Source organism: Ureibacillus chungkukjangi (genome assembly GCF_044795995.1).
In the GTDB taxonomy this organism is placed as follows: Bacteria; Bacillota; Bacilli; order Bacillales_A; family Planococcaceae; genus Ureibacillus; species Ureibacillus chungkukjangi.
Genome location: NZ_CP085009.1, coordinates 2529493 through 2555368, shown reverse-complemented (window position 1 = coordinate 2555368; position 25876 = coordinate 2529493). Strand labels below are relative to the sequence as shown.

The window sequence follows — 25876 nt, the reverse complement described above, 5'->3', positions numbered from 1 at the left end:
AGGTTTTTATTGTTGTATTTCAAAGCCGTTAATCTGAGTTATATCCACCACAAGAGTATGATTATCTGGTGTTAAAAAGGTTACTGAGTTTTTCCTTTCGTGGAAATCAAGAACTGCACTTACTTCAATGGGTGAGCCATTTACATAGATTTTTTTAATGTTTTTAGAGGGCACCGTTTTTCTCATGAGTTTTAGGAATTCTTCATTTTGAATGGGCTTATTCATCAGTTCAATCATTGTGTTTTGAAGCATCTTTAAATGACTGCTTAAAAGATTTGTTGAGTGTTTTGTATTTAACATAAGATTATTGATCACTTGATGGAATTTGATAAGAGATTGTTCGAGTACTGCTTGTTTTTCTAAGATTAGATTTAAATCTGAACGGATTTTTTCATCTAGATAAGAAATGTTATAGGAGTTTTGATTTCCTCTGTTATCTTGCTGTGGGTTGAGATAGATTTTTGGTTTTGAATAATTAGTTTTGGAAGGATTCATGTTCGTTAACTCCTTTCCCGTAATAAGCTATTTGTAATATATGCGCTTAAGTAATTTGTTGCTATTGAAAAATATAGAAACGAAAAAAAACGACTAACCTTGGGCATCCTAGTTAGTCGTTTTTTTACTTATTCTTCATATATCATTTTCTTTGTCATCCCACCATCAACAGTCAAATTGATTCCAGTAACAAAATCATTTTTTTCGTCAGTTAAATAAAAGCATGCTCGTGCAATATCCTCAGGTTTGCCGACACGACCTGAAAAATGCTGAAGATGGTCAACTTCTCGTAAAGAAGCGTAATCACTAGTTTCAATCCATCCAGGGGAAATGCAATTCACTCGTATTGAGTCTGGTCCAAGCGAGCTTGCCAGTGCGTGTGTAAGAGCTACGATGCCACCTTTTGTTGCTGCATAGGATTCTGAGTTGGCTTCGGACATGAAAGCACGCGTTGAAGCCATTGATACTATTGCTCCACCTTTTGCATTTAATCTCATAAACTTTGCAGCTTCTCTTGAGCACATAAATACACTTCTTAAATTTGTATTGATGATATCATCAAAGATATCCATTGAAAGATCATAAGGCGAAATTGGTTTATAGATTCCTGCATTATTAATAAGAATATCAATTGTTTTATATTGTTCGATAGTACTGGTCATTAGTTGGATGACATCTTGCTCTTTACGTACATCTGTTGGAACAAATAAAACGTTTAGACCTTCTTTAGCTAACTCGGAGGCAACGGAGTAACCTGATTGTTCGTTAATGTCTGCTAGAACGACGGATGCCCCAGCACGGGCGTATTGGGTGGCAACTTCTTTTCCGATGCCCTGAGAAGCTCCAGTTACAATGACTGTTTTGTTTTCAAACATCTAAACCCCTCCATTTTTGTTTTCTAATCGTTTACCCTATGTAATAAATAAAATAACATAAAATCATTTAACAAAGTAAAGTGGTTGACTGCATAAGGCAACCACTATTTTTGAAAGTTATCTTTCGTCATGTGGAGCAAGGTGAAGAGGTGGAGGAACTAACCATCCCTTTGCTTTATTTAATCGTAATAACCTAGCGCCAAGCTGAGCTTTAGCAATATGGAATTGACCATACATCATGGCGATATCTTCACGAGTGCATGTCCCCATCGCCTTACTGCATGCCACTAGACCTGCGGCAACGTTCCCAGAGATAATTGCGCTTATTTCAGGGTCATTATATCGTGCCCCTACTGGGATATCTTCAAGTCTTGCGTTAGGGCGCTCAGGTGGTGCTGGAGGAAGCCCGATTCCATTTAATTTTAGCGTTTCTTTTAATTGCTTGTTTTCTTCTTCCATCCCATTGATTGATTCTTCAACTATCTTGGCAAGTTCGCGGTCACCAGTATGATTATATAAAGTTTGATACATAGCGATCATGCCGTTATTAGTTAGAACGTTCGACCATATTGTGAATATTTCTCCGTAATGTAGTGGCTCTTCTTTAGGGTTTCTACTTAAAATACCCAAAAAAACACTCCCTTAATTAAATAGTAATGGTGTTACAAAAACTAGAGTAGTCAAGAAAGTGATTATTATTCAGATTCTCATAAATATTATTCGAAATTTAGTGATGAAGCTAAAGGGAGGTAGTAAATTAGTTAATTTATATTATTCAGTACCTTGCAATGAGTAATACCGTTATGATACACTACTGTACAATGAATAGTAGTGGAGGAGGTGGTTAACTTGAACGTCCAATTTAAAAAGGGTGTATTAAATTTGTGTGTCCTTGCTCTAGTCGACCAACAAGATATGTATGGCTATGAGCTCGTTCAAGCTATTTCTAATCAGATTGAGATTTCGGAAGGCTCTGTTTATCCACTATTAAGAAGGCTCACGTCGGAAGGTTATTTTACAACATACTTAAAAGAATCAACTGAAGGACCACCACGTAAATATTATCAAATCACTGCTTTAGGTAAAGAAAATTTAAAGGAACTTCGTGAAGAATGGCAGAACTTTAGTAAAGGTGTAAACGAATTAATTCAGGGGGAGGAAATTTAAATGTCTGAGGAGAAATTTCTAAAAGAACTTGAAAAGGAATTGTTTTTATTAAAGGAAGACGAACGAAAAGATATTTTGCGTGACTTTAAAGAGTATTTTGCAAATGGTAGAGCTGAAGGTAAAAAGGAAGAAGAAATAGTTGAATCGTTTGGTACTATTCATGACTTAGCGATGGAGCTGCTAGCTGCTTATTCAGAGGAAGAGTTTGTTTCTCATGTTGAAATGACTCCTGCTATTGAAACAGGCTTTGATAATGTAGACATTAAGGCTGACAAAGCGAATATTTCTATTGTTCCTTCGGAGGGTGACAAACCAATTATTAATGTAAAGGATCAGGATGGAAAAACAAAGGCTACTATGGAAGTGGTTAATAACACGCTGAAAATTCGAGTTAAACGTGAGGATAGCATCATGTCATTTTTCTTCATTCACCTAAGCATGGGGTTGAAAACAATCGATGTATCGATACAGCTGCCTCAAAAATTATATGACCAAATGAAGGTTGAGAGTGATAACGGGAAAATTGAAATAGAATCTCAACAAGCGAAGCACATGAAGTTCAAAACAGATCACGGGAAAATTCACTTAAAATCCTTATTGGCTAGCACATTAAAGGCAAAAACAGATAATGGAAGAATTGTCTTGGATCATTCAAATTTCACGAACGTTATTGCAACAACGGATAATGGTAGAATTTGTGTGGATCATTCAAGATCGGAAAAATTTGAGCTTTCAACAGATAATGGCCGAATCGAGCTTAACGAAGTAAGCGGTGAAATTTGGGCAACTACTGATAATGGTAGAATTGAAGGGTATATTCCTCAAGTGACAAAACCGTTACAATGGAAAACAGATAATGGCAGCATTGTTTTAAAAACTGATGAGGTATTAAATAATGTCACCTTATCCGTTAAGTCAGATTTCGGTCGAATCAGTGTTTATGGGGAAAAAGGGAAGAAGTTTCAATTTGGTGATGGCACGATTCCAATTCGTTTTAAAACGGATAATGGCCGTATAACAGTTGAAACCGCAGTACTTCAAGAAGTATAGGGATAGGGGGATTAGCGGTATGAAAAAGATATTGGTATTTGGCGGTACAAGATTTTTTGGGAAAAAGCTTGTTGAAACACTTCTGGAAGAGGGGCATGACGTGACAATTGCAACTCGTGGTAAAACTGCACATTCTTTTGGGGAAAAAGTCAATCAGCAAATCGTAGATCGCACGAATAAGAGTGATTTGGCATCAGCTTTTGCCGATACTCAATGGGATATTATTTACGATAATATTTGCTACTCACCTGATGATGCCTTGGCTGCGTGTGAGATCTTTGCAGGTAAAACCCAAAAATATGTATTTACTTCAACTATGTCTACCTACTCAGATTTAGGGGCTGAGCTTTCTGAGGGAGAGTTTGATCCCTACCATTATGAAATTCGTTACGGAGGTTTAAATGATTTTTCATATGGTGAAGGTAAGCGACTGGCAGAGGCGGTCTTCTTCCAAAAGGCGAATTTTCAAGTGGTGGCAGTTCGCTTTCCAATCGTTTTAGGAGAAGATGATTATACAAGACGATTACATTTCCATATCGAAAGAACTGCAGAAGGTAAGGCTATTAGCTTCTTAAATATGGATGCTCGAATGTCTTATATCTTGTCTGATGATGCAAGTGAATTTTTAAAATTTGCAGGTTTCTCGGAAATTGTAGGAGCATATAACGCAACCTCTTCGGGCACTTATTCATTAAAGGAATTAATGGAGATGATTGAAGGAAGTGTTGGGAAGAAAGCGAAAATTGCACTAGTTGGGGATGATGAGTCCCGTTCTCCTTTTGCTGTTCCAAAAGACTGGTATATGACTCAAGCCAAATCTATTGAAGCTGGTTTTACATGTCAGCCATTAGAATCGTGGCTACCAGACCTTATAAAAACTTTGTCTTCCCAAGTAAAATAAAAATTGAATGAGCTTAGTGCTACTTTTGTAAAGAGTTACTCTTTATTAAAAAGTAGCTTTTTTAATTATTAACTCATAATTTATGTACATTGAGGACTTGAAATATGAGACTTTAGTCCCTTCTATACCTTAGATTAAAAACGGGACAATACGGTTAATACTTGTATAAGTTAAAATAGATTGTTCGCATAGAAAATAAAATGATAAAATAACATGGATTGACTGGTAATATTTTCATTTGTGGATGTGTGGAGGTTTAAAGCTTCCTATCCACTAAAGTGCAACTAAGGCATATCGCTGTTCGTCCTATTGATATGCCAAGGTTTCTAATTGACATCCGGGAGTGAGACGTTTGAAGAGGAAACAAAAAAAGTATACAGCATTTAAAAATGTCGTAATATTTCCTGGTACAGTTGAAACATTAATTGCTCGTGCCCATGAATATGTTGAAAACTACCAATATGATTTAGCAAATAGCAGCTTTGAAGAAGCGTTGAAATATACTGAAGGCGATGAAGTGACATTAAGTGTTTATGCTTATTCACTATATGAAACAAAGTCATTTGAAAAAGCTAAAAAGGTTTGTGAAGAACTATTAAGTATTGGACCAACGATGTATTTGGAAGTTATGGAATTATATTTAACGATTTGTATGCAGCTCAAGCAATACAAACAAGTAGAAAGTATCATTTCATCTTTACTTGAGGAAGGGGCTATTCCTCAGGAGCAAATTGATAAATTCGAGCGACTGAAAGATATAAACTCAAATATTGCAGACAATGTTAAAAAACAGGAAGATATAATTGCTAGCGTGAACGAAATTGACGAGGACTTATTCCAGCTTGAAAAATTTCTGTCTCTTCCACCGAACAGACAGCTTACGTTAGTTCATGAATTAACTACTATGAATATTCGACCGATCGTACAGCAGCTAAAGGCTATCATAGAAAATGAAGAAACACATCCTTTTATTAAAAGTATTGTCTTAATATTACTTGTGGAGCAGCAGGTAGACGTTAATATAAAGATAAGTAAGTTTGAACAAGAAAAGTATGTGAACCCTACTGTATTGGAATTACCAACAAAAATGCCACAGTTTATCGCTGTATCAAAGATTATAATAGAGAAATTAGAAAAAGAGCCATCAACGTTGGAAATGGTAGAATACTTACTTTCTAAGCATGCAATAGTTACTTATCCATTTGAGTGGCTGCATTATGAAACTGAAGATGTAGCAATTAGTTATATTGATTTAGTAAGAGCGATGTTTGGTAGTGTGCAGGAAATGGATTATGAACTAGTAGAGTTTTTACAGATTCTCGAAAAGTTAACAGAACTACAAGAAGTATGAAAAAAGTTGAAACTACCAGTATCTATGTTATACTAAAATGGTTGTCAAAATCGTAGATACGAGTGGTTTGTCTAACAATTGTAAACTAATTTTGGAGGTATTATATATGTCAGCGAAATGGGAAAAACAAGAAGGTAACATTGGTACATTAACAATCGACGTACCAGCTGAAGAAGTAAACAAAGCGATCGATAAAGCTTTTGCTAAAGTAGTAAAAGAAATCAACGTGCCTGGATTCCGTAAAGGTAAAATGCCACGCCCAATGTTCGAAAAACGCTTTGGTGTAGAAGCTCTATACCAAGATGCTTTAGAAATTCTAGTTCCAGATGCATACTCAAATGCAATTGACGAAACTGGTATCACTCCAGTAGATTACCCAGAAATCGACGGAACTGAAAACTTCGCTAAAGGTGAAGGCTTCACTTTCACAGCAAAAGTTACTGTTAAACCTGAACCAAAACTTGGTGATTACAAAGGTTTAGAAGTGAAAAAAGCTGAAACAGTAGTAACTGATGAAGAAGTAGAAGCTCAAATTGAAGAGCAATTAGCTCGTAAAGCTGAGTTAGAAATTAAAGAAGACGCAGCAATCGTTACTGGCGACACTACTACAATCGATTTCGAAGGTTTCTTAGGTGAAGAAGCATTCGAAGGCGGTAAAGGCGAAGACTACGCATTAGAAATCGGTTCTGGTTCATTTATTCCAGGATTTGAAGAGCAATTAGTAGGCTTAAAAGCTGGTGAATCTAAGGATGTAGTAGTAACATTCCCAGAAGAATACCATGCTGAAGAGTTAGCTGGTAAAGAAGCTACATTCAAAGTAACTGTTAAAGAAGTTAAAACAAAGGTTCTTCCAGAGTTAAACGACGAATTCGCTAAAGAAATCGACCCAGAAGTTGAATCTTTAGAAGCGTTACGCGCGAAAATCAAAGAACAAACTGTTGAACAAAAGAAAACAGATGCTGAAAGTGCATTACGTGATGAATTAGTGGAAAAAGCTGCTGGAAATGCTGAAATCGAAATTCCTGAAAGCATGACTCACAACGAAATTCACCGTATGATCGACGAATTCGGTCAACGCTTACAAATGCAAGGTATGACTTTAGACCTTTACTACCAATTCTCTGGTCAAGATGAGCATGCTTTACATGAGCAAATGCGTCCTGAAGCTGAAAACCGTGTACGCGTTTCATTAGTTTTAGAAGCTATTGCAAAAGCAGAAAATATCGAAGTAACTGAAGATGATATTAAAGCTGAATTAGAAAAAATGTCTGGTCAATTCGGTATGACAGCTGACCAAATTTTAGCTGCATTAGGTGGAACTACTGAAATTTTAGAGAACGATATCCGTACTCAAAAAACTGTAGAATTCTTAGTTGAGAATGCAAAAATTACTGAATAATTTTCATTTTTTCGACAAGCAATTGCTTGTAAAAGTGTAAATTATTAGTTTAATATTAAGTTATGGACAAGGTACGGCATATTACCGTACCTTGTTTTCAAACTAGGAAATTTCAGATAGTTAATAATTTTTACATTAAAGCAATGGTTCTTAGTGGAGTTAATGTTTTAATTCTGACATACTGAATAATACATAGACAAAAAATGCTTATAATATATCTATTATGAGCTTATACAAACAACTTATTTGATAATGATTCTAGAATCTTGTAAGATTGTTGCTTGAATAGGGGTGAAGCACATTGTTCAAATTTAATGATGAAAAAGGCAATTTAAAGTGCTCGTTCTGTGGTAAGCCACAAGAACAAGTGCGCAAACTAGTAGCTGGACCAGGCGTATACATTTGTGATGAGTGTATCGAGCTGTGTTCTGAAATCGTTGTAGAGGAATTAGGGGTCGAAGAAGAAATCGATTTCCAAGAAATTCCGAAACCAAAAGAAATTTTATCGATTTTAGATGAATATGTTATTGGACAAGAGCGCGCCAAAAAAGCATTAGCTGTAGCAGTGTACAATCACTATAAACGTATTAATTCGAACAGCAAAATTGATGATGTTGAATTATCAAAATCGAACATCGTTTTAATTGGACCAACAGGTAGTGGGAAAACACTTCTTGCCCAAACTTTAGCTCGAATTTTAAATGTGCCATTTGCCATTGCAGATGCAACTTCACTAACAGAGGCGGGTTATGTTGGGGAGGATGTTGAGAATATCCTTCTGAAATTAATACAAGCAGCTGACTATGATATTGAACGTGCAGAAAAAGGAATTATCTATATAGATGAAATCGATAAAGTAGCTCGTAAATCAGAGAATCCTTCCATTACGCGTGATGTATCAGGCGAAGGTGTTCAACAAGCATTGCTTAAAATTCTTGAAGGTACTACAGCAAGTGTGCCTCCACAAGGTGGAAGAAAGCATCCTCACCAAGAATTTTTACAAATAGATACAACGAATATTCTATTTATCGTTGGTGGAGCGTTTGATGGAATTGAACAAATCATTAAACGTCGCCAAGGACGTAAGGTAATTGGATTTGGTTCTGATCTTAAGAAGATGGAAGAAGAAAAAACTTCACTTCTTTCGCAGCTAATTCCTGAGGATTTACTGAAATTTGGTTTGATTCCTGAATTTATCGGGCGATTACCAGTTTTAGCTTCATTAGAGCAGCTTGATGAAGATGCTTTAGTACAAATTTTAACTGAACCTAAAAATGCCCTAGTTAAGCAATATCAAAAAATGCTTGAGCTAGATAAAATTGAGTTAGAATTTAATGATGAAGCATTACTAGCAATTGCTAAAGAAGCAATTGAGCGAAAAACGGGTGCCCGTGGATTACGTTCAATTATTGAAGCAACACTGTTAGATATCATGTTTGAGCTTCCTTCACGTGAAGACATTGTAAAATGTGTTGTAACGAAGGAAACAATCACTGACAAAGAAACACCAAAATTAATTCTTGCTGATGGTACAGAATTAAAAAAGAACGATGAAAAAACTTCAGCTTAAGTAGCTTGAGTTCAGCATAGTTTATGATGATAAGAGCTGACTTCGAACTAGCGTCAACAACGCTTGTCGTAAGTCAGCTCTTTCTTCCAAAATAAACTTTATACATATAGAGTCTAATTTGAGCATTTATTTACATAATAAGTAGTAGGTAGGATAAAATGAATAAATGGAATTTATAATCCTGATTACAAAAATTTCTATGATTATGTAAGTGAAATGTAGATTTTTTAAGACATACTAACAAAGCGGGTTGTTTCGGAAAACGTGGATGGAGGTGAATACCCGCATGAGTAAAACAATCGAAAGTATACCACTCTTACCTTTACGTGGTTTATTAGTTTACCCTTCAATGGTTTTACATATCGATGTAGGGAGAGCAAGATCTGTAGCGGCTTTAGAGCATGCAATGTTAAATGACAATCAAATTTTCTTGGCAACACAACAAGATTTACGTGTTGAACAACCAAAGGAAGATGAGCTTTATTCAATTGGAACTTTAGTTAATGTAAAACAAATGTTGAAGCTTCCAAATGGTACACTTCGCATTTTAGTGGAGGGTATTAGTCGTGCAAAGATGACTAACTATCAGGAAGAGAAAGACTTTACGACAGTTGATTTAGAAGTGCATGAGGATGAAAAGGAAAAGGATCCTGAAATTGAGGCTTTAATGCGCACTCTTGTGAGCTATTTTGAAAAGTACGCTAAATCCTCAAATAAGATTACGACTGAAACGATTGATTCTATCACAGATATCGAAGAGCCAGGACGTCTAGCAGATATTGTGGCTTCTCATTTACCTTTCAAAGTTGCAGAAAAACAAGAGGTTCTGGGCATATTTAATGTCAAAAAGCGTCTTGATCATTTAATTATTCGCCTGCATGATGAGCAAGAAGTATTAAATCTTGAGAAAAAGATTAATTCTAAAGTGAAGCAAGCGATGGAACGAACGCAAAAAGAATATTATTTGCGTGAACAAATGAAAGCAATTCAAGCTGAGCTTGGTGATAGAGAGGGTAAAACTGGTGAAGTAGCAGAGCTGCGTAAGCGTGTTGAAAATGCTGGTATGCCTGAATCAACTCAAAAGGTTGCTATAAAAGAATTAGATCGTTATGAAAAGCTTCCTGCAGCTAGTGCAGAAAGTGGCGTTATTCGAAATTATATCGAGTGGCTAGTAACAATTCCGTGGAAAGAAAGTACAGAAGATCGCCTTGATATTCAGCATGCTGAAGAAATTTTAGATCGTGACCATGATGGTTTAGAAAAAGTAAAAGAGCGTATTTTAGAGTACTTATCTGTTCGTCAGCTGATGAACTCTGTGCGTGGACCAATTTTATGTTTAGCAGGACCTCCAGGGGTTGGTAAAACTTCTTTAGCAAGATCGGTTGCAGAAAGCTTAAACCGTAACTTTGTCCGTGCTTCACTTGGTGGGGTTCGAGATGAATCTGAAATCCGAGGACACCGTCGAACTTATGTTGGCGCGATGCCAGGTCGAATCATTCAAGGTATGAAAAAAGCAGGAACAGTGAATCCAGTCTTTTTACTTGATGAAATTGATAAGATGTCAAATGATTTCAGAGGCGACCCATCCGCAGCTATGCTAGAAGTACTCGATCCAGAGCAAAACGGTACATTTAGTGATCATTACATCGAAGAGCCATATGATTTATCACAGGTCATGTTCATCGCAACTGCAAATGATTTAAGTACTATCCCTGGACCATTACTAGATCGTATGGAAGTTATTTCGATTGCTGGATATACTGAAATTGAAAAAACGATGATTACAAAAAACCATTTAATTCCAAAACAGATTGGTGAAAATGGTTTGAAAAAGAATCAGTTAGTTATTAAAGATGAAGCAATTATTGATTTGATTCGTTACTATACACGTGAAGCAGGTGTACGTAATCTTCAAAGACAAATTGCGGCGTTGTGTCGTAAGGCTGCTAAAATAATCGTGTCAGGTGAGAAAAAACGTGTAACCGTAAATTCTAAGGTTTTAGAAGAAATGCTTGGTAAACACAGATATCACTATGGTCAAGCAGAAGAGGAAAACCAAGTTGGTGTATCTACGGGGCTAGCTTATACAACTGTTGGTGGAGATACACTTCAAATTGAAGTTTCCCTAACACCTGGTAAGGGTAAGTTAATTTTAACAGGTAAACTTGGGGACGTTATGAAGGAATCAGCTCAAACAGCGCTATCCTATGTACGTTCACTTTCCGAAAAACTGCAAATTGATAACGATTATTTTGATCAGAATGATATTCATATTCATGTTCCAGAAGGTGCGGTACCAAAGGATGGTCCTTCTGCAGGGATTACAATGGCAACAGCTTTAGTTTCAGCTATTTCTAACAAACCGATCAAACGTGAAGTTGGTATGACAGGTGAGATTACCTTGCGTGGCCGTGTTCTTCCTATTGGTGGACTAAAAGAAAAATCATTAGGTGCTCACCGTGCAGGGTTAACAACAATCATTATTCCAAAGGATAATGAAAAAGATATTGATGATATTCCAGAGAGTATTCGTGAGCAACTTACGTTTAAGCCTGTATCATCTGCAGAAGAAGTGCTGAATATAGCACTTGTTGGAGGTTTTTAAACAATGAAAGTCCATAATGTAGAAATGGTCATCAGTGCCGTAAAGCCAGAACAGTATCCAGAGGATGGACTTCCTGAATTTGCATTAGCTGGTCGATCAAACGTTGGTAAATCATCATTTATCAACAAAATGATTGGAAGAAAAGCATTAGCTCGTATTTCATCAAAACCGGGTAAAACTCAGACCCTAAACTTTTATAGAATCGAAGAGCAACTGTTCTTTGTAGACGTACCTGGTTATGGCTACGCAAAAGTTTCGAAAACTGAGCGTGAAGCATGGGGAAAAATGATTGAAAGATATATAACAGCGCGTAGTGTATTGCGTGCTGTTGTATTAATCATTGATTTACGTCATCCGCCTACTAATGATGATATAATGATGTATGATTTCTTAAAGTATTACAACATCCCTGCGATTATTATAGCTACTAAAGCTGATAAAATTAAAAAAGGGAAATGGGATCAGCATAAGAAAGTCGTTAGAGATGCGTTAGAAATGGACAAGAATGATCCATTAATTGTTTTCTCTTCAGAAACAGGACTTGGATTTGAAGAAGCTTGGCAAGAAATTGAAAAACGAATGTAAGTAATGCCTACATACTTTAATGCACTAGTGAAATTTCGCTAGTGCATTTTGTCTAATTTCGTCCTTTTATGCTAATAGAATATTCGCAATAGTTCTTTATAAGGCATCATTATTGAAACCCCATATAATATTTGGTACACTTACTTTAGAATAATTCTAATTTAAAATGATAAATAATTTCATAGCATGTTCACAAAATGAGTGTGGATAACGCTTTCTTTATGTTAGAATAGAATTTATGAAATAGATCGTGTGAGGTGTAAAGTTCATGCATACACTTGTAGTAGGCTTGAATTATAGAACTGCGCCAGTCGAAATTCGTGAGAAATTGTCGTTTATTGAGAGTGAACTACCGAATGCGATGGCTGCATTGAAAAAAGAAAAAAGCATATTAGAAGACGTAATTGTTTCAACTTGTAACCGAACTGAAATATATGCAGTTGTAGACCAATTGCATACAGGTCGTTATTATATTAAACAATTTTTAGCTAAATGGTTCGATATTTCTGTTGAGCAATTTGATGAGCATCTTTACATCCGTGAAGATGACGATTCACTGCATCATCTTTTCCGCGTTACGTCTGGAATCGACTCAATGGTATTAGGGGAGACGCAAATTCTTGGACAAGTGAAGAAAAGCTTTTTAGATGCACAAGAAGTAGGTACAACAGGTACTATTTATAATCAGCTATTTAAACAAGCTGTTACATTTGCAAAACGTGCACATAACGAAACAACGATAAATGAAAATGCAGTTTCTGTTTCTTATGCAGCTGTTGAGCTTGCAAAGAAGATTTTTGGATCATTAAAAAATAAGCATGTAGCTATTTTAGGCGCTGGAAAAATGGGCGAGCTAGCAATTCAAAATCTTTATGGCAACGGTGTAGGTAAGGTTACAGTTGTTAATCGAACTTTTGAGAAAGCAGAAAAGCTTGCATCTAAATTTAATGGTGATGCAAAATCGATGCAAGAGTTGCAATGTATGCTATTAGAAGCTGATATTTTAATTAGCTCTACTGGTGCTACTGACTATGTGATTGACTTTGAACTAATGCAATTTGTTGAACGTTTACGTAAAGGAAAACCATTATTTATGGTAGATATTGCTGTGCCACGTGATATTGATCCACGTATTAGCGATTTACCAAATGTTTTCTTATATGATATTGATGACTTACAGGGTATTGTAGAAGCAAATTTAGCAGAACGTGAACAAGCAGCAAAAGAAATCACTGATATGATTGGACAAGAGGTTCTTCAATTTAAGGATTGGTTTGCTACTCTTGGTGTTGTTCCTGTCATTTCTGCATTACGTAAAAAGGCGAATCGTATTCAAGAGGAAACGATGTCAAGTATTGAAAATAAATTGCCGGATTTAACTGAACGTGAAATCAAAATTTTAAATAAGCATACAAAATCCATCATTAATCAATTATTGAAGGATCCGATTTTACAGGCGAAGGAATTGGCAAATTCTCCTAAGGCAAATCAACAGCTTCAGCTATTCCAACAAATTTTTGGGATCGAAGAAGATGTAGTAGAAGAAGTGAACGCACAACAACTAAAAGACAAAGCGTTTATCGATAATTCACAGAACAAGTCTGTTTTAGATGGGAAATTGTCATTCTAATTTTATTCAACCTAGACGTTAGATTTGTTCTTAAAATCACAAATTTTTGTACAAGTCTCAAGTAAATTAACACTAACCAAATAAGAATAGTGTCAATTTAGTCAAGGCGTAATAATGATTATGAAATTGAGGCGTTTTCGTATCTGTATGTTAAAATTAGATACGAGGACGCCTATTTTTACAAAAATTTCATGCTTGCTACAAATTTAGACTTTAAAGTTCAGGACCATGTAGCTTGCAGAGGGATTTTATACATATGTATTACGCAAAAATTGTAAAAATGGTATTAGACTTCATAAAAGTTGTAAAAGATGAAGAAGGGTAGCGAAATGACACAATTAGCAATGGCTAGGCTTTATGAAATAATGGTTGTCTTATATGCAATTGGTATCGTTTTTTATTTCATTGATTTTTTCTATAAGCGTGTAAAAATTCGTCGATTTGGGTTTTGGTTAATCTCGATAGTTTGGGTATTACAAACAATATTCTTTTTACTGTATATTGTTGAAACAAAAAGATTTCCGATTCTTTCGTTAACAGAAGGAATTTATTTTTATGCTTGGTTACTTGTGACGCTTTCAATACTTTTACATTGTATAGCCCGTGTAGATTTACCTGTGTTTTTTATAAATGTACTAGGGTTTATTTTTGTCACAATCCATTTATTTGCTCCAACTCAAGTAGAAAATCCGCTAGTGAAATCACTTGAATCAGAGATGTTGTTCATTCATATTTCCTTTGCGATTCTTGCCTATGCAGCATTTTCACTTTCATTTGTTTTCTCTGTTTTATATTTGATTTTATATAGATTATTAAAACAGAAGAAATATACAAAATTATGGTCAAGACTGCCAGATTTGCATCAAACAAGTAGGTGGATGCTTTATTCGATTTTAGTCGGGGTGCCGATTATTTTTATAAGTCTGCTTTTAGGACTTGAATGGGCGTTTTTAAAACTTGATGCATTATCTATTTTTGATGTGAAAATTTTAGGTTCATTTGTTATTACGATTATCTATTTATTAATATTAGTGCTTCACCATAGTGGAAGGTTAACAGGGTTGAATTTCGCTTGGGCACAAATTTACACATTCTTGCTTGTAGTAATTAATTTCTTTTTAGGCAGTAAATTATCAAATTTTCATATTTGGTATTAACATAAAGGGTAAATATTGGGGTGAATCCTCCATTAGGTGCCAAAGAATTTAAATGTAACGCATGCTTGCGACATTAATATTTCCTTAGTCGCATTTGAAATAGAAAGGTAGGCTCATCATTATGAGAAAAATTATAGTAGGTTCTAGAAGAAGTAAGTTAGCTCTAACACAAACAAACTGGTTTATTAACGAGCTAAAAAATGCTGGAGTTCCTTTTGAATTTGAGGTTAAGGAAATTGTGACAAAGGGAGATCGAATCCTGGATGTTCAATTGTCTAAAGTTGGTGGTAAAGGCTTATTTGTAAAAGAAATCGAACAAGCTCTATATGACAAAGAAATTGATTTTGCGGTTCATTCTATGAAGGATATGCCAGCAGTTTTACCAGAAGGCTTAGTAATTGGTTGTATTCCTCCTCGTGAAGACGCAAGAGATGCATTTATCTCTAATGGACATGTTAAATTTGCTGACCTTCCAAAGGGAGCTATCGTTGGGACAAGCTCATTACGTCGTGGCGCACAGCTACTGCAAGAAAGACCAGACCTAGAAATCAAATGGATTCGCGGTAACGTAGAAACGCGTTTAGCTAAATTAGAAAACGAAGGCTTTGATGCAATAATCCTAGCAGCTGCTGGACTAAAGCGTCTTGGCTGGAGTGATGACGTAGTAACGGAATATTTAGATACAGATATTTGTTTACCAGCTGTGGCACAAGGGACATTAGGCATTGAATGCCGTGCGGATGACCAAGAGCTTTTAGCTGAATTAGCAAAATTAACGGACAAAATCACTTGGGACGAAGCACATACAGAAAGAGCATTTTTAGCTGCTATGGATGGCGGCTGTCAAGTGCCGATTGCAGGATATGCAACTACTGAAGGTAATTCAATTACTTTCACAGGATTAGTTGCGGCACCTGACTCGTCTGTTATTTTTAAAGAGACATTAACAGGAACAAACCCTGAGGTACTAGGTAAAGAAGTAGCAAAAATTTTAACTGAGCAAGGAGCCTATGATTTAATTCAAAAAGTAAAGGCTGAGTTAGATGCATAAGCCACTTAGTGGAAAAACAGTCGTTGTGACAGGGTCTTCTAAAACAACGGCTGTCCTTTTTGAAATTGCGGAATTAGGTGGGGAAGCAGTATTTTTTCCGCTTATAGCAACAAAGGAATTAAATAGTCCGGATGATAAGCTGAAATTAGAGAAAACGCAAAATTTTGATTGGCTGATTTTTACTAGTCAAAATGCTGTAGAGGCTTTTTGTGCAAAATTAAAGCGTCATCAGTTGAATCCTTCAGATTTTAATGGGAAAATTGCTGCAGTCGGCTCTAAAACGGCACAGTTACTGAAGGAAAATCATTTTGAGGTAAGCTTTACACCAACTGTCTTTAGTGCAGATGTATTTGTCAATGAGTTTCCTCGAGTAGCAGGGGACCATCCGAGCTGTCTATTTTTAAGAGGTAGTAAGGCTAAGGATACATTACGGACAGGACTGCCGTTTAAATTACTTGAATGGACAGTCTATGATACACAGGATAATTTGACTTCAATCTTACCGTTTATTCAGCTTATCAAATCTGGGAAGCAACCTATTATTATTTTTGCTAGTCCTTCAGCAGTAGATATGTTTGCAAAGCATATTGCTCCAGAGGTTGGATGGGGAAATGCTGTATATGCAAGCATTGGGCATATTACAGCTGCTCGTCTCGAGCATTATGGAGCTCAAGTTACATATAAACCGACTGATTATACAATGGTAGCGGTTATAGAAGAAATACGAAAGAGAGAGGAAATTAGACATGACAGAACTTAATTTTAGAAGACATCGACGTCTCCGTTCATCCCAAGCAATGCGTTCAATGGTGAAAGAAACTTATTTACACAAAGAAGACTTAATCTATCCGATTTTTGTGATGGAAGGTGAAAACGTTAAGAACCCGGTAAGCTCGATGCCTGGTGTTTTCCAATTTTCTTTAGATACATTAAACGCAGAAGTAGATGAAGTAGTAGAGTTAGGGATTCCAGCAGTGATTCTATTTGGCTTACCTGCTGAAAAAGATGCTGTAGGTACAGGAGCTTTCCATGATCACGGTATCGTTCAAGAAGCAACTCGACAAATTAAAGAACGTCATCCTGAGCTAATTGTAATCGCTGATACTTGCTTATGTGAATTCACTGACCATGGGCATTGTGGAGTAGTTGAAGGCGAGAAAATTTTAAACGATGCTTCTCTTGATGTATTAGGTCGTACAGCTGTATCTCAAGCAAAAGCAGGGGCAGATATTATTGCGCCATCTAACATGATGGATGGGTTTGTAGCAGCAATTCGTGTTGCTTTAGACGAAGCTGGCTTTGAAGATGTACCGATTATGTCATATGCAGTTAAATATGCCTCAGCTTATTACGGACCATTCCGTGAAGCGGCTGATGGTGCTCCTCAGTTTGGAGACCGCAAAACATATCAAATGGATCCAGCAAATCGTTTAGAAGCTTTCCGTGAGGCAGAGTCTGATATTGAAGAAGGTGCAGATTTCTTGATTATTAAACCTGCTCTATCTTATTTAGATATCATTCGTGATGTGCGAAATAACTATACTTTACCAATCGTTGCTTATAATGTATCAGGTGAGTATGCAATGATTAAAGCAGCGGCACAAAATGGCTGGATTGAAGAAAAACCAGTTGTAATGGAAACTTTACTTGGAATGAAGCGTGCAGGAGCAGACATGATTTTAACATATCATGCAAAAGATGTTGCTCGCTGGTTGGAGGGTAAATAATTATGTCATATGAAAAATCAATTCAAGCTTTCTCTGAAGCTGTAGATTTAATGCCTGGTGGAGTAAATAGTCCAGTTCGTGCATTTAAATCAGTAAATACAGATCCAATTTTCATGGAGTCTGGTAAAGGAGCCATCATTAAAGATATCGATGGCAATGAATATATCGACTACGTATTAAGCTGGGGGCCACTAATTTTAGGTCATACACATCCAGAAGTAGTAGCTGCAATTCAAGAACAGGTTGCAAAGGGTGCTTCATTTGGTGCTCCAACTCTATTAGAAAATAAATTAGCTCAAATCGTAATCGACCGTGTTCCATCTGTTGAAATGGTGCGTTTTGTTTCTTCAGGTACGGAAGCTACTATGGCAGCGTTACGTCTTGCACGTGGGTTTACTGGAAGAGACATCATCCTAAAATTTGAGGGCTCTTACCATGGTCATGGAGATTCATTACTGATTAAAGCTGGTTCAGGTGTTGCGACACTTGGATTACCAGATAGCCCTGGGGTACCTGCTGATATCGCTAAAAATACTTTAACTGTTGCTTATAATGATATAGAAGCAGTTCAAGTTGTATTTGAAAAGTTTGGCCAACAAATTGCTGGTGTAATTGTTGAACCTGTAGCTGGTAATATGGGGGTTGTTCCACCTAAACCAGGTTTCTTAGAAGGATTGCGTAAAGTAACTGAAGAAAATGGGGCACTTTTAATTTTTGACGAAGTAATGACTGGCTTCCGTGTAGATTACAATTGTGCACAAGGTTACTTTGGCGTTAACCCTGATTTAACATGCTTAGGTAAAGTAGTAGGTGGCGGCCTTCCTGTAGGTGCTTTTGCTGGTAAACGTGAAATTATGGAGCATATCGCACCAGCTGGTTCAGTTTATCAAGCAGGTACGTTATCTGGTAACCCGCTAGCTATGACTGCTGGAATTGAAACCTTATCACGTTTAACGCCTGAGTCTTATGAGCATTTCAAAAAGCTTGGAGATCAATTAGAGGCAGGTATTCGTGAGGCTGCAACGAAGTACAATATTCCGCATACCGTGAACCGTGCTGGATCAATGATTGGCCTATTCTTAACGAATGAAGAGGTAGTAGATTTTGAATCTGCGAAAACTTCGGATTTAGCGATGTTTGCTGAATACTTCAAGTTAATGGCTGAAGAAGGAATTTACTTACCGCCTTCACAATTTGAAGGGTTATTTATCTCAACAGCTCATACTGAAGAGCATATTGCTAAAACAGTACAAGCCTTCCATAACGTATTTGCTAAGCTAGCAAAATAAAATATTTAAACTCAAGAGCCCCCTTTTTCTTAAATGAAAGAGGGGGCTCTTATTTCTATGACATTCTTAAAGTGATATTTCATATGTGCTTTAGCATACTTAAAATCTTCTAGCATATGGTAGTTACGGGAGGGATGCGAGATGCAAAAATTTAATTGGGATATGATGACGCAATTTGTTTTTCCAGAGCAGCTAGGTGTTGTTGAAGAAGTGGTTTCTGTAGATATTAAACCAATTTGGCAGCAAATTGACACGGAAGACTCTGTACGATTAGTTGGTATCTATCATATTGCTGCGATTGCTCGTTTTAATCCAGCTGAAATTCCGGATTCTTGCGATGGGACGTTAATCGAGGAGCTAGAATTTGAAGGTAATAATGGTTATTTTGAATATGCTTTACCTTTGGAGGTAGATTTACCTCGCGATAAGGTTGCTTTTGAGTGCACACCACAGGTTTGTGTTAATGATGTTTCCTCTTTTGTTTATGATGGTTCAAATTGTACGTTTAAATGGGATGTCGATTGTCAATTTGACGAATCTGTAGAAGGTGGACTATTTCAATTTGACCAACAGGCTCCTATTGATCTTCAACAAGTTCCATTACCAGAAAAGCCAGTAATTCAAGAGGTTGCACCAATCACTGAAGTAATACCGGAGCCTCCAGTGTTTGAACAGCCTGAAGTGCCTTTAATTGAAGTTGCGCCTTCCTATGAAGATTTTCTACCTAAAGAACAATCACCGATTACGGAAGAAATTCGCTTTGGTGGAGCTGATGGAATTTTCCCTGAAGAAGCATCAGTAGCTGATGGACAACCACCAGCTGGAGCGATTGACAATATTGAAGTGCCAAAGGCTGATGAAAGTCCGAGCTTGAAGGTTAAGCCAAGTGTTGAAGTAAGTGATGGTTCGGTTATAGAAGATATTGATAAGAAAAAAATTGAAGAACCACAAGCAGAGAATGATGAAAAGGAAAAGGTTGTAGAGGCTAAAAACCAATATTTCCCGACAGATGCGGATGATTTTTATAATGACCTTTCAGAGTCATATACTTTACTAAATGTTTCTAATAAAGCTTATCGTGAATAACTATCTGAACTCAAAAACAATGCTTGTTTTTAAAAAAATTTCTTCCTTTTATTAAAATTGTTGTCACTTGAAAACTGTTGGTGGTATATTATACATTAAGAACAGTCATACTTCGTTTATAAGAACCCTATATAGGGAGACATAAGGGAAGTACAAGTGAATAATGTGAGATGCGTTGAAAAGGAAGAGTAAAATGTTCTTGCTTGCTATAGAGAGGAAACGGTAGCTGAAAAGTTTCTGCTAGCAATCATTTGAAGGTAGCCTTGGAGCAGCTTTTGTGAAATAGTAGTAGCAAAATGCCGGGTAAAACCCGTTAGCTAATTGAGAGCCGAGCCTGGTGGAAAATCGTTTTTAATCTATATGAATGAAACTAACTCGGAACTAAAGGTGGTACCGCGAATTCAAAACTCCTTCGTCCTTTTATTAGGGCGAAAGGAGTTTTTTTATTTGGTAAGAAATTTCCCCTAAAAATGAGCTGTTATTACATTAATAAAATTTATAAGGAGGAGTCAATATGACAGAACAACAAAACTTATCGATGCCAACAAAATATGATCCACAAAGTATTGAAACTGGACGTTATGAATGGTGGTTACAAGGCAAATTTTTCGAAGCACAACCAGAAAGCGGGAAGCAGCCATATTCCATCGTAATTCCGCCTCCAAACGTTACAGGTAAATTACACTTAGGCCATGCTTGGGATACGACTTTACAAGATATCTTAATTCGCATGAAGCGCATGCAGGGGTATGACGCTCTTTGGTTACCAGGTATGGACCATGCCGGGATTGCTACACAAGCAAAGGTAGAAGAAAAACTACGAGCAGATGGTATTACGAGATATGATCTTGGCCGTGAAAAATTCCTTGAAAAAACATGGGAATGGAAGGAAGAGTATGCAAGCCATATCCGTTCACAATGGGCAAAGCTTGGTTTAGCATTAGACTATTCACGTGAGCGCTTTACTTTAGACGAGGGCTTATCTGATGCGGTTAAGGAAGTATTCGTTAAATTATATGAAAAAGCTTTAATTTACCGTGGAGAACGCATTATTAACTGGGATCCAGCAGCAAAAACAGCGTTGTCTGACATTGAAGTAATTCATAAAGAAGTAGAAGGTGCCTTCTATCATATGGAATATCCATTAGCAGATGGTTCTGGTAAATTACGTGTAGCAACAACTCGCCCTGAGACAATGTTAGGGGATTCTGGCGTAGCTGTACACCCAGAAGACGAACGCTATAAGCATTTAATCGGCAAAACAGTAATTCTTCCAATCGTTGGTCGTGAAATTCCAATTGTTGCTGATACTTATGTTGATATGGAATTTGGAACTGGCGTTGTGAAAATGACACCAGCACATGATCCGAACGACTTTGAGGTTGGTAACCGCCATAATCTAGAACGTATTCTTGTTATGAACGAAGACGGAACGATGAATGAGCTTGCTGGTAAATACTCAGGCATGGACCGCTTCGAATGTCGTAAACAAATTGTTGCCGATTTACAGGAAGCAGGCGTTTTAGTTGAGATTGAGCCTCATGTTCACCAAGTTGGTCACTCAGAGCGTTCTGGCGCTGTAGTAGAGCCATATCTTTCAGCCCAATGGTTTGTTAAAATGGGACCACTTGCAGAAGAAGCGTTAAATATGCAAAAACAAGAAGACGAAAAAGTAAACTTCGTACCAAATCGTTTCGAAAATACGTATAACCGTTGGATGGAAAATATCCATGACTGGTGTATTTCTCGCCAGCTATGGTGGGGTCACCAAATTCCGGCTTGGTATCATAACGAAACTGGTGAAATCTATGTAGGGAAAGACGCACCAACAGACGTAAGCAATTGGACACAAGATGAAGACGTATTAGATACTTGGTTCTCTTCTGCATTATGGCCGTTTTCAACAATGGGCTGGCCTGATCTTGAAAATGAAGAATTCAAACGCTACTATCCAACAAGCACATTGGTAACAGGCTATGATATTATCTTCTTCTGGGTATCTCGCATGATTTTCCAAGGAAAAGAGTTCACAGGTGAACGTCCATTTAAAGATGTATTAATTCATGGTTTAGTACGTGATGGTGAAGGACGTAAAATGAGTAAATCTCTTGGGAATGGTGTTGACCCAATGGATGTAATCGACCAATATGGTGCAGATGCACTGCGCTACTTCTTAGCAACAGGCTCATCACCTGGTCAAGATTTACGTTATACAACTGAAAAAGTTGAATCTGTTTGGAACTTTGCCAACAAAATCTGGAATGCATCACGTTTTGCCCTTATGAACATGGAAGGTATGACTTATGAAGAAATCGATTTAACTGGTGATTTAAATGTTGCTGATAAATGGATTCTAACACGTTTAAATGAAACAATTGAACGTGTAACAGCTCTATCTGATAAGTATGAGTTTGGAGAAGTTGGGCGTGAGCTTTATAACTTTATCTGGGATGATTTCTGTTCTTGGTATATTGAAATGGCGAAGCTTCCACTTTACGGTGAAGATGAGGCTGCTAAGAAAACTACTCGCTCTGTATTAGCATATGTTTTAGATAACACAATGCGACTTCTACACCCAATGATGCCGTTCATTACAGAAGAAATTTGGCAGCACCTACCTCATGAAGGAGACTCTATTACAGTTGCTGCATGGCCAACAGTTAAAGAAGAATTCAACTTTGCACAGGATGCAGAAAGCATGAAGCTTCTTACTGAAATCATTCGTTCGGTACGTAACATCCGTGCAGAAGTTAATACGCCAATGAGCAAAAAAGTACCATTAACAATTTCAGCAAATGATGAAACAATTGCTAGCATCCTTGAAACAAACAAAGCATATATTGAAAAATTCTGTAACCCTGAAACGCTATCTATCGGTGTAGCTATGGAAGCACCAGCTCAATCGATGACTGCTGTTGTAACAGGAGCAGAAATTTACTTACCGCTTGCAGGCTTAATTAATCTAGAGGAAGAAATTTCTCGTCTAGAAAAAGAGCTTGAAAAATGGGCTAAAGAAGTGAAGCTTGTAAATGGAAAGCTAAATAACGAAAAGTTTGTATCTAAAGCACCTGAGAGTTTAGTTGCAAAAGAACGTGAAAAACTAGCTGAGTACCAGGAAAAACACGAAGCGGTTGAAAAACGCTTAGCAGAGCTTAAAAGAATGTAATCAATCAGTGATTTTATTGACTGTAGCTACCTTGAAATTTCAAGGATAGCTGCAGTCTTTTTTCATATACATTCGCAATTTTGATATTTTACAAATGGAGTTGAGTATGCGAAAGTTTATTATATAACTATTATGAATGCTTAGGAGAATTTGACATGTTTCATTCTATTGATGAATGCACCGAATTTATATTTAACTTAAGAGCTAGTACATATAAGGGCGAACCGTTAGAGGCAATGCGTAAAATATTATTTGAATTAGATAATCCTCATGAAAGAGTAAAATTCATTCATTTTGCAGGCTCAAATGGAAAGGGCTCAACATTAAATGCTACACGAGAGATTCTATTGCAGCATGGCTTACGTGTTGGAGCATTTATTTCTCCGCATCTAGAACGGGTCAATGAACGTATAACCATTAACCATGACCAGATTACAGATGAGCAATTTTTAAGCTACTCAAACCAGGTAATGGATGTCATACAACGAAAATTAGATAGTCAGTACCCAAGCTTTTTTGAAATAATGACCGTAATCGCTTGTTTACACTTTGCGAATGAGCAAATTGATGTCGCTTTAATGGAAACAGGCATTGGTGGAAGAATCGACTCTACTAACGTGATTATTCCTGAGGTGTCAGTCATTACGACAATATCACTGGAGCATACTGAAATTTTAGGAAATACGATTGAAAAGATCGCTTATGAAAAAGCTGGAATTATTAAAAGGGGAAAACCGGTTGTCGTAGGTGTGAAGCAACCAGAAGCTAGTGAGGTTATTAAACTAAAAGCAGTAGAATGTGAATCAGATGCCTTTTTCTTAAACGAGGAAATTGAGATTGGTAATATTGAAAAGGGCTTTCCACAGCATTTCGACTTTTCCTTTGAAGGTTATCAATTTAAGAGCATTCCTTTAGCAATGCAGGGTGAGCATCAGGTTAACAATGCTGCACTTGCTATAGCAGCTACTTTATTATTTGATAAGTCCATAAAGGAGACGACGATTCATGAAGCATTACAAAAAGCTAAATGGGAGGGGCGTTTCGAGCGTTTAAGTGAACAAATTATTATAGATGGTGCACATAATTCAGAAGGTACCAGTGCCTTAATTCGTACTTTACAGCAAGTCTTTCCGACTAAAAAATATAAGTTTGTTTACGCAGCTCTACAGGACAAGGATCATGACGTAAGTATTCAAATGATGGACGAGATTGCTGCTACTATGTGCTTTACGCAAATCGATTTGCCAAGAGCTGCGAAAGCAGTAGATCTTGCATCAAAATCGAACCATCCCAATATCCACATCAATGAAAATTGGCAGCAGTTAATAGAAGATGAAAGACAGTCCCTGAAAACAGATGAGCTACTGATTATTACTGGGTCTTTATATTTCATAGCCGATGTGCGAAAAAAATTAGTAGAGAAGGTAGAAGCATATGATTCCTAGATTAGATGACTATAAGAAAAAATGGGCTGTGGATAGTGATCTATCTATTAAACCGGGATTAGATGCAATACTAGAGGCCTTGGAAATGCTGCAGAACCCTGAACAAAAGTGCTCTTATGTGCATGTTGCAGGGACGAATGGAAAAGGCTCAACAATAGCGTTTCTAGAGCAAATTGCGAGAAATCACGGATTAAAAGTTGGAAAATTTATGTCGCCGTGTATTGTAGATGTGCATGATCAGCTACAAATAAACGGAAAATCCATTACTGAAAATGAAATGGATGAGCTTTTTATTCAACTAAAGAATGCAGGACTTAGCGGGAAGCTAACAGATTTCGAGCTTTTAACCTGTGCAGCATTTCTTTATTTCTCTCAGCAAGAGGTAGATCTAGTATTATTGGAAACTGGAATGGGCGGACGTGAAGACAGTACAAATGTCATCACTCCCATTGTATCAATCATCACCAGTATTGCATTAGAGCATACGAGGTTTCTTGGTTCAACCATTGAAAGTATTGCAAAGCATAAAGCAGGAATTATAAAAGAAAATATCCCCGCTGTTATTGGAAGATTACCACAAGAAGCTTTTCAGGTAATTGAAGCTGAAGCCTTTGCAAAACATGCACCAATAATAGCTCTTGGTGATCATTTTGATGTCACTGTAGATGATACTGATGTTTATACAAATGATGGAAAAGGTTTGGAAATTAATAAGCTTGTACGTGTATTGCCTGGTGCTCATCAAGCTGACAATATGGCGTTAGCAATCACTGCATTTTTTGAGGTAGCCGACTATTTAAAAATCCCTATAGAGATAGATGAAATTCGAAATGCTGTTCGCATGACGAGCTTACCTGGTCGCTTTGAAGAGGTTTTAGCAAATGTTTATTTTGATGGTGCTCATAATCCTGCAAGTGCTGAAAAACTAATGGAAACTATTAAACGGCAATTTCCTAATGAGCCAATACGTTTTGTCATAGGTATGTTAGCAGATAAAGATGTTAAAACAGTTTTACAGCTATTGGAGCAGGTTAGTGATGAGTTTTACTTTGTTGATTTTGAAAATGAGCGGGCGATGACTTCAGAAAAAATGATGGCCCTATCAGCGGCTTCGAATGTGGCGGTATTGACGGATTACATTTCATTTCTCGAGAATGTAAGTACCAAAGAAGGTAAAACCTTTGTTACAGGTTCACTATATTTATTAACCGAAATTAGAGAGCAATTATTAAAATAAAAATATATAAGTATTGATTTAAAAATTCACTAAATGTAAATAGTAGTAATAGATATTGTTTAGAAAGAGCGTTTAATGACGATTTTTGCG

At 36.8% G+C, this 25876-nt stretch carries 21 protein-coding genes and 1 other annotated feature; of the genes, 18 read left to right on the top strand and 3 right to left on the bottom strand.

Annotated features, from left to right (window positions below; genetic code table 11):
• Positions 1 to 6 precede the first annotated feature (6 nt).
• From LG296_RS12690 to LG296_RS12680, 3 genes are all read right to left on the bottom strand, one after another.
• A complete protein-coding gene (locus LG296_RS12690; RefSeq protein ID WP_107934640.1) occupies positions 7 to 495 on the bottom strand; it encodes a hypothetical protein in 489 nt (162 codons plus the stop codon).
• Between the two features lie 128 nt (positions 496 to 623).
• On the bottom strand, positions 624 to 1370 hold the full coding sequence (locus LG296_RS12685) for a glucose 1-dehydrogenase (RefSeq protein WP_251401357.1): 747 nt from the start codon (positions 1368 to 1370) through the stop codon (positions 624 to 626).
• A 117-nt stretch (positions 1371 to 1487) separates the two neighbouring features.
• The gene (locus LG296_RS12680; RefSeq protein WP_107934638.1) at positions 1488 to 2000 is read right to left on the bottom strand and encodes a DUF3231 family protein; all 513 of its coding nucleotides are present in this window, start codon (positions 1998 to 2000) and stop codon (positions 1488 to 1490) included.
• 219 nt (positions 2001 to 2219) lie between these two features.
• On the opposite strand from LG296_RS12680, the gene LG296_RS12675 reads away from it, so the two are divergent.
• The 18 genes from LG296_RS12675 to LG296_RS12590 all read left to right on the top strand — a co-directional run bounded on the left by LG296_RS12675 (position 2220) and on the right by LG296_RS12590 (position 25786).
• On the top strand, positions 2220 to 2537 hold the full coding sequence (locus LG296_RS12675; protein ID WP_107934637.1) for a PadR family transcriptional regulator: 318 nt from the start codon (positions 2220 to 2222) through the stop codon (positions 2535 to 2537).
• Positions 2538 to 3587: a DUF4097 family beta strand repeat-containing protein gene (locus LG296_RS12670; RefSeq protein WP_404427003.1), complete on the top strand. Its 1050-nt coding sequence runs from the start codon at positions 2538 to 2540 to the stop codon at positions 3585 to 3587.
• 19 nt (positions 3588 to 3606) lie between these two features.
• Entirely contained in the window at positions 3607 to 4488 is an 882-nt protein-coding gene (locus LG296_RS12665) for an NAD-dependent epimerase/dehydratase family protein (protein WP_404427002.1), read from the top strand.
• Positions 4489 to 4831: 343 nt separating this feature from the next.
• On the top strand, positions 4832 to 5839 hold the full coding sequence (locus LG296_RS12660; RefSeq protein WP_404427001.1) for a tetratricopeptide repeat protein: 1008 nt from the start codon (positions 4832 to 4834) through the stop codon (positions 5837 to 5839).
• Positions 5840 to 5945: 106 nt separating this feature from the next.
• Positions 5946 to 7238, top strand: a complete 1293-nt coding sequence (tig, locus tag LG296_RS12655) for a trigger factor (protein WP_251401364.1) — start codon at positions 5946 to 5948, stop codon at positions 7236 to 7238.
• A 301-nt stretch (positions 7239 to 7539) separates the two neighbouring features.
• Complete coding sequence (gene clpX / locus LG296_RS12650) at positions 7540 to 8808, top strand: ATP-dependent protease ATP-binding subunit ClpX (RefSeq protein ID WP_107934632.1); 1269 nt, start codon at positions 7540 to 7542, stop codon at positions 8806 to 8808.
• A gap of 286 nt (positions 8809 to 9094) precedes the next feature.
• Entirely contained in the window at positions 9095 to 11413 is a 2319-nt protein-coding gene (gene lon, locus LG296_RS12645; protein ID WP_107934631.1) for an endopeptidase La, read from the top strand.
• Between the two features lie 3 nt (positions 11414 to 11416).
• Entirely contained in the window at positions 11417 to 11998 is a 582-nt protein-coding gene (gene yihA / locus LG296_RS12640) for a ribosome biogenesis GTP-binding protein YihA/YsxC (protein WP_107934630.1), read from the top strand.
• A 268-nt stretch (positions 11999 to 12266) separates the two neighbouring features.
• Positions 12267 to 13628 carry a glutamyl-tRNA reductase gene (gene hemA, locus LG296_RS12635; protein ID WP_107934629.1) on the top strand — a complete coding sequence of 454 codons (1362 nt, stop codon included), beginning with the start codon at positions 12267 to 12269 and terminating at the stop codon, positions 13626 to 13628.
• Positions 13629 to 13957: 329 nt separating this feature from the next.
• Positions 13958 to 14785, top strand: a complete 828-nt coding sequence (locus LG296_RS12630) for an inner membrane protein YpjD (RefSeq protein WP_107934628.1) — start codon at positions 13958 to 13960, stop codon at positions 14783 to 14785.
• A gap of 121 nt (positions 14786 to 14906) precedes the next feature.
• Positions 14907 to 15836, top strand: a complete 930-nt coding sequence (gene hemC, locus LG296_RS12625; RefSeq protein ID WP_107934627.1) for a hydroxymethylbilane synthase — start codon at positions 14907 to 14909, stop codon at positions 15834 to 15836.
• A complete protein-coding gene (locus tag LG296_RS12620; RefSeq protein ID WP_107934626.1) occupies positions 15829 to 16596 on the top strand; it encodes a uroporphyrinogen-III synthase in 768 nt (255 codons plus the stop codon). The genes hemC and LG296_RS12620 overlap by 8 nt, the downstream gene beginning before the upstream one ends.
• A complete protein-coding gene (gene hemB / locus LG296_RS12615) occupies positions 16583 to 17563 on the top strand; it encodes a porphobilinogen synthase (RefSeq protein ID WP_107934625.1) in 981 nt (326 codons plus the stop codon). Before LG296_RS12620 ends, hemB begins: the two co-directional genes overlap by 14 nt.
• A 2-nt stretch (positions 17564 to 17565) precedes the next feature.
• Positions 17566 to 18852 (top strand): glutamate-1-semialdehyde 2,1-aminomutase, encoded by a 1287-nt coding sequence (gene hemL, locus LG296_RS12610; protein ID WP_107934624.1) that lies wholly within the window; start codon positions 17566 to 17568, stop codon positions 18850 to 18852.
• 141 nt (positions 18853 to 18993) lie between these two features.
• Positions 18994 to 19938 (top strand): hypothetical protein, encoded by a 945-nt coding sequence (locus tag LG296_RS12605; protein ID WP_107934623.1) that lies wholly within the window; start codon positions 18994 to 18996, stop codon positions 19936 to 19938.
• A 166-nt stretch (positions 19939 to 20104) separates the two neighbouring features.
• Positions 20105 to 20361: a binding site (T-box leader), on the top strand.
• 91 nt (positions 20362 to 20452) lie between these two features.
• Entirely contained in the window at positions 20453 to 23104 is a 2652-nt protein-coding gene (locus LG296_RS12600; protein ID WP_107934622.1) for a valine--tRNA ligase, read from the top strand.
• Between the two features lie 155 nt (positions 23105 to 23259).
• A complete protein-coding gene (locus LG296_RS12595) occupies positions 23260 to 24549 on the top strand; it encodes a folylpolyglutamate synthase/dihydrofolate synthase family protein (protein ID WP_107934621.1) in 1290 nt (429 codons plus the stop codon).
• On the top strand, positions 24539 to 25786 hold the full coding sequence (locus LG296_RS12590; RefSeq protein WP_107934620.1) for a folylpolyglutamate synthase/dihydrofolate synthase family protein: 1248 nt from the start codon (positions 24539 to 24541) through the stop codon (positions 25784 to 25786). The genes LG296_RS12595 and LG296_RS12590 overlap by 11 nt, the downstream gene beginning before the upstream one ends.
• Positions 25787 to 25876: the final 90 nt, after the last annotated feature.

Coding starts and splice junctions, on each gene's coding strand:
- LG296_RS12690 (WP_107934640.1), bottom strand. CDS start 495: ATGAATCCTTCCAAAACTAATTATTCAAAACCAAAAATCTATCTCAAC.
- LG296_RS12630 (WP_107934628.1), top strand. CDS start 13,958: ATGACACAATTAGCAATGGCTAGGCTTTATGAAATAATGGTTGTCTTA.
- LG296_RS12620 (WP_107934626.1), top strand. CDS start 15,829: ATGCATAAGCCACTTAGTGGAAAAACAGTCGTTGTGACAGGGTCTTCT.
- lon (WP_107934631.1), top strand. CDS start 9,095: ATGAGTAAAACAATCGAAAGTATACCACTCTTACCTTTACGTGGTTTA.
- tig (WP_251401364.1), top strand. CDS start 5,946: ATGTCAGCGAAATGGGAAAAACAAGAAGGTAACATTGGTACATTAACA.
- LG296_RS12595 (WP_107934621.1), top strand. CDS start 23,260: ATGTTTCATTCTATTGATGAATGCACCGAATTTATATTTAACTTAAGA.
- LG296_RS12665 (WP_404427002.1), top strand. CDS start 3,607: ATGAAAAAGATATTGGTATTTGGCGGTACAAGATTTTTTGGGAAAAAG.
- hemC (WP_107934627.1), top strand. CDS start 14,907: ATGAGAAAAATTATAGTAGGTTCTAGAAGAAGTAAGTTAGCTCTAACA.
- hemA (WP_107934629.1), top strand. CDS start 12,267: ATGCATACACTTGTAGTAGGCTTGAATTATAGAACTGCGCCAGTCGAA.
- LG296_RS12685 (WP_251401357.1), bottom strand. CDS start 1,370: ATGTTTGAAAACAAAACAGTCATTGTAACTGGAGCTTCTCAGGGCATC.
- LG296_RS12590 (WP_107934620.1), top strand. CDS start 24,539: ATGATTCCTAGATTAGATGACTATAAGAAAAAATGGGCTGTGGATAGT.
- hemL (WP_107934624.1), top strand. CDS start 17,566: ATGTCATATGAAAAATCAATTCAAGCTTTCTCTGAAGCTGTAGATTTA.
- hemB (WP_107934625.1), top strand. CDS start 16,583: ATGACAGAACTTAATTTTAGAAGACATCGACGTCTCCGTTCATCCCAA.
- yihA (WP_107934630.1), top strand. CDS start 11,417: ATGAAAGTCCATAATGTAGAAATGGTCATCAGTGCCGTAAAGCCAGAA.
- LG296_RS12605 (WP_107934623.1), top strand. CDS start 18,994: ATGCAAAAATTTAATTGGGATATGATGACGCAATTTGTTTTTCCAGAG.
- LG296_RS12600 (WP_107934622.1), top strand. CDS start 20,453: ATGACAGAACAACAAAACTTATCGATGCCAACAAAATATGATCCACAA.
- LG296_RS12670 (WP_404427003.1), top strand. CDS start 2,538: ATGTCTGAGGAGAAATTTCTAAAAGAACTTGAAAAGGAATTGTTTTTA.